This window comes from Geodermatophilus sp. SYSU D00779 (genome assembly GCF_054050595.1).
This window is the reverse complement of sequence record NZ_JBJGZQ010000013.1, coordinates 147,363-158,767: the sequence shown is the minus strand read 5'-3', so window position 1 is coordinate 158,767 and position 11,405 is coordinate 147,363. Positions and strand designations below refer to the sequence as shown.

The 11,405-nt window shown below is 76.8% G+C and carries 11 protein-coding genes; 2 read left to right on the top strand and 9 right to left on the bottom strand.

The window, feature by feature from the left end; all coding sequences use genetic code 11:
* Positions 1-107: 107 nt before the first annotated feature.
* The 5 genes from ACI79G_RS12700 to ACI79G_RS12680 all read right to left on the bottom strand — a co-directional run bounded on the left by ACI79G_RS12700 (position 108) and on the right by ACI79G_RS12680 (position 5,992).
* On the bottom strand, positions 108-1,196 hold the full coding sequence (locus ACI79G_RS12700) for an acyl-CoA dehydrogenase family protein (RefSeq protein ID WP_456881489.1): 1,089 nt from the start codon (positions 1,194-1,196) through the stop codon (positions 108-110).
* Complete coding sequence (locus ACI79G_RS12695) at positions 1,196-2,362, bottom strand: acyl-CoA dehydrogenase family protein (protein WP_456881488.1); 1,167 nt, start codon at positions 2,360-2,362, stop codon at positions 1,196-1,198. Before ACI79G_RS12695 ends, ACI79G_RS12700 begins: the two co-directional genes overlap by 1 nt.
* Before the next feature lie 90 nt (positions 2,363-2,452).
* Entirely contained in the window at positions 2,453-2,806 is a 354-nt protein-coding gene (locus ACI79G_RS12690; protein ID WP_456881487.1) for a hypothetical protein, read from the bottom strand.
* A 110-nt stretch (positions 2,807-2,916) separates the two neighbouring features.
* Positions 2,917-5,190 carry a SpoIIE family protein phosphatase gene (locus tag ACI79G_RS12685; RefSeq protein WP_456881486.1) on the bottom strand — a complete coding sequence of 758 codons (2,274 nt, stop codon included), beginning with the start codon at positions 5,188-5,190 and terminating at the stop codon, positions 2,917-2,919.
* 7 nt (positions 5,191-5,197) lie between these two features.
* Complete coding sequence (locus ACI79G_RS12680; RefSeq protein ID WP_456881485.1) at positions 5,198-5,992, bottom strand: alpha/beta fold hydrolase; 795 nt, start codon at positions 5,990-5,992, stop codon at positions 5,198-5,200.
* A gap of 156 nt (positions 5,993-6,148) precedes the next feature.
* On the opposite strand from ACI79G_RS12680, the gene ACI79G_RS12675 reads away from it, so the two are divergent.
* Positions 6,149-6,874, top strand: coding sequence for a hemerythrin domain-containing protein (locus ACI79G_RS12675; protein ID WP_456881484.1), 726 nt, complete (start codon positions 6,149-6,151; stop codon positions 6,872-6,874).
* A gap of 87 nt (positions 6,875-6,961) precedes the next feature.
* Here the strand turns inward: ACI79G_RS12675 and ACI79G_RS12670 are convergent, their stop codons facing one another.
* From ACI79G_RS12670 to ACI79G_RS12655, 4 genes are all read right to left on the bottom strand, one after another.
* Complete coding sequence (locus tag ACI79G_RS12670; protein ID WP_456881483.1) at positions 6,962-7,126, bottom strand: hypothetical protein; 165 nt, start codon at positions 7,124-7,126, stop codon at positions 6,962-6,964.
* 106 nt (positions 7,127-7,232) lie between these two features.
* Positions 7,233-8,414: a nickel pincer cofactor biosynthesis protein LarC gene (gene larC, locus ACI79G_RS12665; RefSeq protein ID WP_456881482.1), complete on the bottom strand. Its 1,182-nt coding sequence runs from the start codon at positions 8,412-8,414 to the stop codon at positions 7,233-7,235.
* The gene (gene larB, locus ACI79G_RS12660; RefSeq protein ID WP_456881481.1) at positions 8,411-9,139 is read right to left on the bottom strand and encodes a nickel pincer cofactor biosynthesis protein LarB; all 729 of its coding nucleotides are present in this window, start codon (positions 9,137-9,139) and stop codon (positions 8,411-8,413) included. Before larB ends, larC begins: the two co-directional genes overlap by 4 nt.
* Positions 9,136-9,945: an ATPase gene (locus ACI79G_RS12655; RefSeq protein ID WP_456881480.1), complete on the bottom strand. Its 810-nt coding sequence runs from the start codon at positions 9,943-9,945 to the stop codon at positions 9,136-9,138. Before ACI79G_RS12655 ends, larB begins: the two co-directional genes overlap by 4 nt.
* 167 nt (positions 9,946-10,112) lie before the next feature.
* On the opposite strand from ACI79G_RS12655, the gene larA reads away from it, so the two are divergent.
* Positions 10,113-11,396: a nickel-dependent lactate racemase gene (larA, locus tag ACI79G_RS12650; RefSeq protein WP_456881479.1), complete on the top strand. Its 1,284-nt coding sequence runs from the start codon at positions 10,113-10,115 to the stop codon at positions 11,394-11,396.
* The last annotated feature ends 9 nt before the right edge of the window (positions 11,397-11,405 follow it).

Here is an 11,405-nt window from a genome sequence, read left to right as displayed (position 1 = left end):
CCGCTGCCCACAGGAGTGGGCAGCGGCAGAGGTCGCAGGAAGCACGTCCCCTCCCTCGCCCGCTCGGGGCGGTCCCGGGAGGGACGGCAGCAGGGGCAGGGAGCCCCTCAGACCACCCGGGTCAGCGCCGGCCAGAGCCCGTCGCCGCCCTGGGCGAGCAGGCCCACGCCCAGCACCTGCGACCAGGTCAGCTCGGAGCCGGCCTCGTCGCGCCACGACCACAGCCGCCGGGTCAGGTGGTGCAACCGGTGCTCCTGGGTGAACCCGATCGCGCCGTGCACCTGGTGGGCGAGCCGGGCCACGACCTCCACCGCCGCACCGGAGCGCACCTTGGCCGCCGCCGCGGCCAGGACGGCGTCCCGGGCGGGCGGGTCAGCGGCGCCGTCGAGCGTCTGGACGGCGGCGTCGACCAGCGCGGTCACCGCGGTGACCTCGCCGGCCATCTCCGCCAGCTCCATCTGCACCGCCTGGAACCTGCCCAGCGGCCGGCCGAACTGGTGCCGCTCCCCGGCGTACTGCACCGTCCAGGCCAGCACCTGCTCCAGCGCCGCCGCCAGCTGCACGGCCCGCGCCAGCGCGTAGCGGGCCCGCACCTCGCCGGCCTGCGCGGGGGTCAGCAGCGCGCCGGACGCCGCGGTGCCCCCGAGCACCAGCGACCCGCGCGGCTCCCCGGCCAGGTTGCGCGCGTCGCTGGTCGCCAGTTCCTCGGCGTCCACCAGCGCGAGCACGGCGCCCTCGATGCCCTCGGGCGGCTGCGCCAGGACGGCGACGTGCCTGGCCACCCCCGCCCACGCGACGTCGGTCGCGGTGCCGGTCAGCGTCCAGCGCCCGGGCCCGTCGCCGTCGTCCGACGGCTCGGCGTGCACCGTGTCCGCGACCGCCAGCGTCAGCGGCTCGGCCGGATCGGGCAGGTCGAGGTCGGCGCCCAGCAGCGCGGGACCCGCGACCAGCAGCTGCTCGGCCACCGGCACCGCCCCCGCCCCGGCGGCCAGCGTGCGGACGACGGCCACCGTGTCGGCCAGCTCGCCACCGGAACCGCCGGCCTCCTCGGGCAGCCCCACCCCGGTCAGCCCGGCCTCGGCCAGGTCGGCCCACAGCCCGGCGTCCCACGCGGTGTCCGCGGTGAGGGCGAACGGCTCGTGGCCTGCGAGGATGTCCCGGACGGTCTCGACCACCAGGTCCTGGTCCGATGCCATCAGCGCAGCCCCAGCCCGCGCGCCACGATCCCGCGCAGGATCTCGTTGGTCCCGCCTCGCAGCGTGTAGCCCGGCGCGTGCAGCTGCGCCTCGGCCAGCGCCCGCCCCAGCGGGTCCGGCGAGTCCAGCGACGGCGTCACCTCGACCACCCGGCGGATCTCGTCGACCACGTCGGCCTCGAACGTCGTCCCCACGTCCTTGACCAGCGCCGCCGGGATGTCGGGCAGCTCGCCGCGGTCCAGCGCCGCCGCGATCCGCAGGGAGAGCTGCCGCAGCGCCAGCAGCCGCGCCGAGAGCCGGCCCAGCGTGGCCAGCTGCGCGCGGTCGCCGGTGTCGCAGGCGCGCCGGCCGAACTCCGCGAGGAGGGGGTAGGTCGACAGGAACCGCTCCGGCCCGGACCGCTCGAAGGCCAGCTCCGCGGTCACCTGGTGCCAGCCGGCGCCCTCCTCCCCGAGCAGCATGTCGCCGGGGACGACGACGTCGTCGAACACGACCTCGTTGAAGTGGTGGCCGCCGTCGAGGATGCGGATCGGGTTGATGCCGATGCCCGGCAGCGACAGGTCGACGAGCAGCTGGGTCAGGCCCTGGTGCTTGCCGCGCGGGCCCTCCCCGGGCGGGCCGGTGCGCACGAGCGTGATCGCGTAGTGCGAGTGGTGCGCGTTCGACGTCCACACCTTGGCGCCGTTGACCACCCAGTCGCCGTCGGCGTTGCGGGCCGCGCGGGTGCGGATCGAGGCGAGGTCGGAGCCGGAGTCCGGCTCGCTCATGCCGATGACGAAGTAGCACTCCCCCGCGGCGATCCGCGGCAGGATCGCCTGCCGCTGCGCCTCGGTGCCGTAGCGGAGCAGGTTCGGCCCGGACTGGCGGTCGGCGATCCAGTGCGCCGCCACGGGGGCGCCGGCGGCCAGCAGTTCCTCGGTCACCGCGTAGCGCTCCATCGCCGAGCGCTCGTGCCCGCCGTACTGCTTCGGCCAGGTCATCCCCAGCCAGCCGCGCTCGCCGAGCTTGCGGGAGAACGCGGGGTCGACACCGGACAACCACGTGTCGACGTGCGTGGTGAAGGTGCCCGCGGCCAGCTCCTCGGCCAGGAACTCCCGCACCTGGGCGCGGACCTCCTCGGCGGCCTCGGACGGCGGCGCGGGCGCCAGGGTCAGGGAACTGCTCATGCGGTGCGACTCCCCACGTCGGTGTGGCTGTGCCCCCCTGGTTGTACAGGGCGGCGGCGTGGGCAGCGCGCCGGCGTCCGGGGCCCCCGGTCAGCCGGGGGACGCCTGCGGGGGGACGTCGGACGGGTCGCCGTCGTCCTCCTCGCCCTCGTCCTCCTCGGGACCGCGGGTGAGCTGGCGCAGCTCGGCGACGACGTCGCCGGCCACGGTCGCCAGCGAGGTCACCGCGCCGGACACCAGCCGTCGCACCCCCGGGCCGTCGAGGCCGAGCAGCGCGCCGAAGCCGGCCGCGACGTCGACCCCGGGGAGGGCACCGGGCACACCGTCCGCCCGCGCCTGGCCGTCGGCCAGCTCCGGCGACCACCGCATCGCGTCGCCGGACATCGTGATGTCGCCGGTGGCCCCGTCGATCGACTCGGTCACCGGGTTGGGTCGACGCTCCATGGCCGCCTCCCGCGCCACACGTGCCTGCGCTCGATGGTGGCCCGCGTAGGCCCAGGAAGCCAGGGCTGTCTGAGGGACCCGTGCCGAGACCGCGGTGTGTCGGCCCCTCCCTAGGGCGATCGGCCGATCGCCAGCAGCGCCACGTCGTCGGCGCGCACCCCGCTCGCCAGCTCGGCCAGCAGCCGGTCGCACAGCTCGTCGGGGTCGGTCGTGCCGGCCCGCACCGCCGCGTCCCGCAGCGCGGCCAGGCCCCGGTCGAGGTCGGCGTCCCGGCTCTCCACCAGCCCGTCGGTGTAGAGCAGCAGCGTCGCCTCCGGGGCGAGCACCCCCGACCACTCCACCGCGGGGCCCGGCGCCGCGGGCGCACCGAGCATCCGGCTGGGTCGGACGTCGAGCAGCTCCGCCGTCCCGCCGGCGACCAGCAGCGGCGCCAGGTGCCCGGCCGAGGCGACCCGCAGCCGGCCGCTGCCCGGGTCGAGCACCGCGAAGAGGGCGGTGGCCATGAGCTGCAGGCCCAGCAGCGACCAGCCCGCCTGCAGCCGGTCGATGACCGCGCTCGGCGGCGGCCGGTCGGCCAGCAGCGCCCGGTAGACGCTGCGCAGCTGGCCCATCACCGCCGCGGCGCGGATGTCGTGCCCGACGACGTCCCCCACCGCCAGCGCCACCTGCCCGCCCGGCAGGGGGACGACGTCGTAGAAGTCGCCGCCCACGTCGGCGCCACGGCTGGCCGGCAGGTACCGGACGGCGACCGACAGCCCGGGCACCGGTGGTGGCGCCGGCGGCAGCAGGTTGGCCTGCAGCGTGTGCGACGTCCGGGTCTCCAGCTCCAGGCGCTGCGCCTTGTCCACCACCTGCGACACCTGCAGCGCCAGCTGCTCGGCCACCTCGACGTCGGCCGGCGTGAACGGCCCGCGCCGCCGGTCGCTGCCCAGGCTGAGGACGCCGAGGACGCGCCCGTCGGTCAGCAGCGGCACGCAGACGAGGTTGACCAGCTCCAGGGCGCGGGCGATCTCCAGGTGTTCCTCGTCGCCGGTGATCTCGGCCAGCCACCGGTCGGTCACCTCGCGGATCCACACCGTCCGGCCCAGCTCCGCGGCCTGCACGGCCGGGTGCGGTGACTCGTGGTGCGGCAGGTGCCGCTCCTGCAGCGCGGCGGCCAGGCCCTGCCGCGACGGGTCGCCGTGCCGGGCGGCCGCCCGGACCAGGCCGTGCTCGACGGTCAGGTCGATGACGCAGACGTCGGCCAGCCGCGGGACCGCCAGCTCGGCCAGCCGCTCCGCGGTCTCGGTGACGTCTCCGGCCGAGGCCATCAGCTTGGCCGCGTCGAGCAGGAACGCCGAGCGCTCCGCGTGCCGCGCGGTCTCCTCGTACAGCCGCACCCGCTCGATCGCCTGGCCCGCCTGGCGGCCGACGGTGGCCAGCAGGTCGGCGTCGGCCTGGACCAGCTGACCCCGCTCGCCCGGCGGGGTGAGGTCGATCAGCCCGGTGTCCCCCGCGACGCCGAGCAGCAGCACCAGCGCGCCCAGGTGGCGGGCGTCGGCGTCCACCGGGACGACGACCAGCGCCTCCTGCCCGGCCTCCTCCATCGCGGTGGCCAGCCCCGGCCACACCGACCGCAGCCCCGCGCCCAGCGGGACCGTGTGCACCCCGCCGTCGCGCACGAGCTCCGCGCCGCCGAAGGCCGCGGCCTCCATCGCCTCCAGCAGCTCGGGGGCGATCCCGTCGGCGGCGGCGAGCTCCAGCGGCGGCACCGACGGCTCGGTCCGCGGGCTGGCCCGCCGCTCGGTGGCCAGCCACAGTGCCGCGCCGCTGGCCCCGACCGCCTCCCGGCTCCGCCGCACGATCACCTCGGCCACGTCACCCGCCGAGGACGCCGCCGACACCTCCGAGACGACCTGCTGCAGCGTGTGCGCCCGGCGCTCGGACTCCGCAGCCGCGCGCTGTGCCGCCAGCAGCGCCCGTTCGTACCGGCGCCGGGACGTCGCCTCGAACACCGTCGCCCGCACCAGCAGCGGCGCGCCCTTGTCGTCGCGCACCTCGACGGCGTTGAGCAGGCACGGCAGCAGCGACCCGTCGGCGCGGACCAGGTCGAGCGCCACCTCCCGCACCATCCCCTGCATCCGCAGCAGCGGCGCCAGGTGGGTCTCGTAGAACACCCGGCCGCCGATGCTCAGCAGGTCCTGGAAGCGCAGTCCGATCAGCTGGCCGACCGGCCGCCCGCTCCACTCGCAGAAGGTGCGGTTGGCCTTGACGAGCTGCCCGTCGGGGAGTGCGGAGAAGTAGCCGCACGGGGCGTTCTCGTACAGGTCGGCCGGGTCGTCCTCCAGCAGCCGGCGCAGCCCGGCGGGACCCTCGCGGGGGTCCGGTCGCCGCGGCTCGTCCATCACCGCGCTACCCCAGGAAGGCCCGGATCGCGGCGGTCGTCTCCTCCGGCGCCGACAGGTGCGGGCAGTGCCCGGTGGCCGCCAGCTGGGTGAAGACGCTGCCCGGCACCTGGGCGTGCACGTACCGGCCGACCACCTCGGGGGCGATGGCGTCGTCGGTGCACTGCAGCACCAGCGTGGGCACCCGGACGCCGGGCAGGTCGGCGCGGTTGTCGGAGAGGAAGGTGACGCGGGCGAACTGCCGGGCGATCTCGGGGTCGGTGCGGCAGAAGCTGTTGGTCAGCTCGGCGGTGAGCTCGGGCCGGTCGGCGTTGCCCATGATCACCGGCGCCATCGCAGCCGACCAGCCCAGGTGGTTGCTGTCGAGGGACTCCAGCAGCGCGGCGATGTCCTCCCGCGAGAAGCCACCGGTGTAGTCGCCGTCGTCGACGTAGCGGGGGTTGGGCCCCACCATGACCAGCGCGCCGAACAGCCCCGGGGCGCGGGCCGCGGCCAGCACGCCCATCATCGCGCTCACCGAGTGCCCGACGAAGACGACGTCGTCCAGCGCCAGCTCGAGGCAGATCTCCACGACGTCGGCGGCGTACCCGTCCAGCGACCCGTACTTGACCGGGTCGTAGGCCGACAGGTCCGACCGGCCCGAGCCGACGTGGTCGAAGAGGACGACGCGGTGGTCGACCGCGAACTCCGGGGCGACGAGGCGCCACATCTCCTGGTCGCACCCGAACCCGTGCGCGAAGACCATCGGCCGCCCGTCGTCCACCCCGCTCACGCGGACCCGGTTCCGGGCGATCACGCTCACCGCCGCAACGTAACCGCCGCGGGGCCCTCCTGTCCCTCCCCCGTCCGCGAATCGTGACCCGGGCGCCGGGACGCGGCAGGGAACGGGAGCCCTGTCGCGCGGGAGCCGCCGTCCCTACGCTCGCGGCATCCGGATCCCACGCTCCCGAGGTGCGCCATGCCCGTCGCCGCGGCGCTCCGCCGCTCCCCCGCCCGCACGGCCCCGGCCGGTTCCCCGGACGACGTCCCGACCTCGCGTGCGGTCGCCTCCGAACTGCTGCTGCACCGGCTGGTGCGCCGCGAGCTGCGGCTGCTGGCCGAGCTGTCCACGTGGGCGCTCGCCGACGACGCCGACCGCACCCGTGACCTGACCCGGCACGCCGACCTGCTCGCCCGCCTGCTGCTGCACCACCACGCCGTCGAGCAGGAGCTGCTGTGGCCGGCACTGCTGCGCGCGGCGCCGGCCGCCCGGCCGCGGGTGGAGCGGTGGACCGCCCGCGTCGCCGGCCTCGACTCCCGGCTGCGCGGCCTGTCCACCGCCGCGCGGCAGTGGGCGGTCGCCGCCTCGGACAAGGCGCGCGACGCCTTCGCGCTGGCCTGCCTGGACCTCGCCGACGCCGTCGACGCGCAGACCGCCGAGGAGGAACGGGACCTGCTGCCGCTGCTGGCCGGGCACCTCGACCAGGCGGCGTGGGCGGAGGTCACCCGGGCGGCACGCTGCCCGCTGTCGCGGCGCGAGCGCTCGCTGGTGCTCGGCCTGGCGCTCGAGGACGCGTCCGCCGGCGACCGGGCGCGGCTGCTCGCCGGGCTGCCGGCGTCCACCCGGCTGGTCTGGCGGCTGGTCGGCCGGCGCCGCCACCGCGCGACCGTCGTCCGGCTGCGCGGCGAACCGCCCGCCGCCTGAGAGAGGACCCCCTGCCCCCCGCCACTCGCGAGCTCGCGGCGGGACCCTGCAGGGGGCCGACCGGACCGGGGACGAGGGCGGGGCGCCTCAATAGCGGGACGTGCCGCAGTCCGCGCAGCGCTTGCGCGGCGGCAGGGTCTCCTGCTGGCAGTTGGCGCAGGTCCAGGCGCTGCGGTCGATGCGCGGGTGGCGGCGCGTGCGCGGGCTGCGCCGGAGCCGGGGGTCGGTCCGGGTCTCGGTGGTCGGGCTCATGGGCACCTCCTGGGGTCGCAGCCCTCACGCTAGGCAGCCGACGTGTCACGGGGATGACATCCGGGTTGCCGTCGTCCACCATCTCGCGTCCACCATCTCGGGACGCTCAGCCGGTGGTCAGCGACTGCGCCAGCCCCAGGGCCTGCGCCAGGACCGCCTTCACCGGCCGGTCCAGCGCCGCGGCCGCCCGGACGACGTCCTCCCACTCCGGCACGGCGTTGAGGACCTCGCCGTCGGGCCCGAGGCCGAGCTTGACGGCCACCGGCTGGCCACCCACGTCCACCGTCCGGAACCGGCGCGCCAGCACCTGCCGGGCCACTCCGGACTCACGGACCCCCAGCGTGGTGGTCTCCCGGAAGAGGACGGCGCGCACGGCCGGGACGGCGACCGGCTCGGCCAGCGCGCTGACCACGTGCGCCGGGCGTCCCTTCTTCATCAGCACCGGCGTGAGCCAGGCGTCGAGCGCCCCGGCGGCCAGCAGGTCGGCGAGGACCGCCGGCCAGGCCCGCGGGTCGAGGTCGTCGACGTTGGTCTCGAGCACCACCACCTGCTGCGGGTGCTCCGCCGCGAGGGCCTCCCCCACCACCAGCCGCACCACGTTCGGCCGGCCGGCGGGGTCCCGGCCGCCGGCGCCGGTGCCGGTCCCCGTGGGCCGCATCGGCGGCAGCGGGCCGTACCCCGACGCCAGGGAGGTCACCAGCGCCACGCCGGTGGGCGTCGCCAGCTCCTCGTCGGCCGGTCCGCCGGAGGCCGGTGCCGACGCGTCGGCGAGCAGCGCCAGGACGGCGGGTCCGGGGACGGGCAGCCGCCCGTGCGCCGTCCGCACCGACCCGCTGCCCAGGGCGATCGGGGAGGCGACCAGCCGGTCCAGGCCGAGGGCGGCCACGCCGGCGCAGACCCCGACCACGTCGGCGACCGCGTCCAGGGCACCCACCTCGTGGAAGTGGACGTCGTCGGCGGGGACGCCGTGCACGGCGGCCTCCGCGCGGGCGAGCGCGGCGAAGACGTCGGACGCCGACGAGCGCAGCGGCTCGGCCAGCCGGTCGAGCAGTCCCCGCACGTCGGACCACCTGCGGTGCGGCTGGTCCTCGACCGGCACGTCGACGTGCACCCGGACGGCGGCCAGCCCGCCGCGCCGGACGGCCTCGCGGCGCAGGGTGATGGGCAACCCGAGCGGCTCCAGGGCCGCGGACAGCGTGGCCAGCGGGACCCCGGCCCCGACCAGCGCCCCGAGGAGCATGTCGCCGGAGACGCCGCTGCCCAGGTCGAGCCAGCCGACCCGGCTCACGCCGGCGGCCCGCCGGAGCGACCGGCGGCGGTGCCGCGGGCGGTGTCGATGGCGCGGGCCACCCGGGCGGCGAAGACCCCGGCGCCGAACCCGTTGTCGATGTTGCAGACGACCACCCCGGGGGCGCAGGAGTTCAGCATCCCCAGCAGCGCGGACAGCCCGCCGAAGCTGGCGCCGTAGCCGATGCTGGTCGGCACCGCGACGACCGGCGTCCCGACCAGCCCGCCGACGACGCTCGGCAGGGCGCCCTCCATCCCGGCGACCACGACCACCACGTCGGCGTCCCGGAGCACCGGCCGGGCGTCGAGGACGCGGTGCAGGCCGGCGACCCCGACGTCGGTGACCCGGACGACGCCGGCGCCGTGCACGCGCAGCGTGGTGGCGGCCTCCAGGGCCACCGGCTCGTCCGAGGTGCCGGCGCTGACCACGGCGACCAGCCCGGCCGGCCGGGGCAGCGGTCCGACCGCGACCGTGGACCGCTCGACCAGCGCGTCGGGCCAGCGGGCGGCCAGCGCGGCGACGGTCTCCGGTCCCGCTCGGGTCACCAGCGCCGGCCGGTCCGGCGCGTCCGCGCGCAGCGCCGCGACGATGGCGACCACCTCCTCGGTGGTCTTGCCGGCGGCGTAGACCACCTCCGGGTCCCCGGTGCGGGCCCGCCGGTCGGTGTCGACGCGGGCGAACCCGAGGTCGACGTACCCCCGGTCGACGGGGACGGGGTCGGTCACCGGGACACCGGGGTCAGGGTGAACGCGCGCCCCGGCCGGTAGGGCTCGTCGTCGAGGACAGCGGTGCGGATGCCGGGGTCCACGGCGCGCATGGCGGCCAGCACCGCGGAGACGACGTGGGGGGGAACGCGGTCCCGGTCGGCGGCACCGACCTCGACGCGCACCTCGTCCTCCCGCAGCCGGCAGCGCACCACCGCCACCCCGGTCCGCGCGGTCAGCAGCGCCTCGCCCACCTCGACGGCGTGCAGCCGCGCGGGCGTCACCGCCGTCCCGGTGTAGAGCCGGCTGGCCAGGCACGGGGACGCGGGCAGCTCGGCGTGGGCCAGGCCGAGCTCGCGGGCCAGCGCCCGGACGTCGTCCTTGGTCGCCCCGACCTCGACGAAGGGGTGCCGGACCCCGGCCTCGGCCGCGGCCTGCAGCCCGGGGCGGTACTCCCCGAGGTCGTCGGCGTTGGCGCCGCTGAGCAGGACGTGCCCGCCCCCGACCACGGCCACCAGGTCGCCCATCGCGTCGTAGAGGTGGGACTTGCAGACGTAGCACCGGTTCCGCGGGTTGGCCAGGTAGCCCTCGTCCTCGAACTCCCGCGACCGCACCGTGCGCAGGTCCCAGCCCTCCGCCGCCGCCGTCTCGAGCACCCGCGCGGTCGCCGCCGCGGGGACGGCCGGCGTCACGCTGTGCACCACCAGCGTGGTGTCCGGCGCGGCCCGGTGCGCGGCCGCGGCCAGGGTCAGGCTGTCCACGCCGCCGCTGCAGGCGACCGCCCGGTACGGCAGGCCGGCGAGCAGGTCCAGCAGCCGCGCCCTCATGTCAGGTCCTCTCCTCGTGCGACCGACGGGCCGCCGTCCCATCCTGCGGCATCCGCCGCGGGCGGACCCGTCCGCGGTCCGCCACCGCGGTGGGGTCGTGGCTAGGCTGCCGTCGTCGGTCGCCGCCCGGCCGGCCGACGCCCCGCCGGCAGATGGAGGACGGTCCGATGACGGCTGCACCCCCGACCGTGTCCCTCGCCTACGGCCGTGGCGCGATCGACGTCCCGCTGCAGGACGGCGCCCTGGTGATCACCCCGCAGGACGACCCGGCGCTGGCGGACCCGGCGACCGCCCTGCGGGACGCCTTGCGCGACCCCCTCGGGGTGCCGCCGCTGCGCGAGCAGGTGCGCCCCGGGATGACCGTCGCGATCTCCGTCTGCGACGGGACCCGGGCCCAGCCGCGCCGCCCGGTCCTGCACGCCCTGCTGGAGGAGATCGACGCCGCCGCACCCGGGTGCGAGGTCGTCGTCCTCGTGGCCACCGGCACGCACCGGGGCAACACCGCCGAGGAGCTGCGCGAGATGCTCGGCGACGACGTGCTGTCCCGGTGCCGGGTCGTGAACCACGACGCGCGGGACCGCAGCTCGCTGACCTCCCTGGGCACCGCCGGGGACGGCGTGCCGCTGGAGCTGAACACCCTGTGGGTCGAGGCCGACCTGCGGATCACCACCGGGTTCGTCGAGCCGCACTTCTTCGCCGGCTTCAGCGGCGGGCCGAAGATGGTCGCCCCCGGCCTGGCCGGGATCGACACCGTGATGGTGCTGCACGACGCCACCCGCATCGGGAGCCCGCTGGCGACCTGGGGCGTCGTCGAGGACAACCCGGTGCACCGCGACATCCGGGCGTGCGCGGCGCTCGCCCCTCCCCACCTGGCCCTCGACGTGCTGCTGGACCGCGCCAAGCGGATCACCCACGTCGTCTGCGGCGAGCTGTTCACGATGCACGCCCGCGCCTGCGAGCTGGCCCGCGCCGCCGCCATGCGCGCCGTGCCCGAGCCGATGGACGTCGTCGTCACGACCAACTCCGGCTTCCCGCTCGACCAGAACCTGTACCAGGCGGTGAAGGGCATGGCCGCCGCCGAGCGCGTGGTGCGCCCGGGCGGCAGCGTCCTGGTGGCCGCCGAGTGCGCCGACGGCCTGCCCGACCACGGCTCCTTCGCCGAGGTCCTCGGCGCGGCCGACGACCCGGCGGGGCTGATCGAGCTGATCTCCTCGGAGGGGTTCAGCGTGCCCGACCAGTGGCAGGTGCAGATCCTGGCCCGCATCCTCGGCAAGGCCGACGTCCAGCTGTACTGCGACGGACTGGGCCCCGACGCGGTGCGCGCCGCCCACCTGACCCCCACCGCGGACCTGACCGCCTCGATCGCCGAGGCGGTGGAGCGGCACGGTCCGGGAGCGCGGGTCTGCTACCTCCCCGAGGGCCCGCAGACCATCCCCTACCTGGCGGGCTGACCGACCGCG

Bases quoted from the DNA above. Each gene is read 5' to 3' on its own strand.
- ACI79G_RS12655 (WP_456881480.1), bottom strand. From the start codon at position 9,945: ATGAGGGCGCGGCTGCTGGACCTGCTCGCCGGCCTGCCGTACCGGGCG.
- ACI79G_RS12675 (WP_456881484.1), top strand. From the start codon at position 6,149: ATGCCCGTCGCCGCGGCGCTCCGCCGCTCCCCCGCCCGCACGGCCCCG.
- ACI79G_RS12685 (WP_456881486.1), bottom strand. From the start codon at position 5,190: ATGGACGAGCCGCGGCGACCGGACCCCCGCGAGGGTCCCGCCGGGCTG.
- ACI79G_RS12690 (WP_456881487.1), bottom strand. From the start codon at position 2,806: ATGGAGCGTCGACCCAACCCGGTGACCGAGTCGATCGACGGGGCCACC.
- ACI79G_RS12670 (WP_456881483.1), bottom strand. From the start codon at position 7,126: ATGAGCCCGACCACCGAGACCCGGACCGACCCCCGGCTCCGGCGCAGC.
- ACI79G_RS12695 (WP_456881488.1), bottom strand. From the start codon at position 2,362: ATGAGCAGTTCCCTGACCCTGGCGCCCGCGCCGCCGTCCGAGGCCGCC.
- larA (WP_456881479.1), top strand. From the start codon at position 10,113: ATGACGGCTGCACCCCCGACCGTGTCCCTCGCCTACGGCCGTGGCGCG.
- ACI79G_RS12700 (WP_456881489.1), bottom strand. From the start codon at position 1,196: ATGGCATCGGACCAGGACCTGGTGGTCGAGACCGTCCGGGACATCCTC.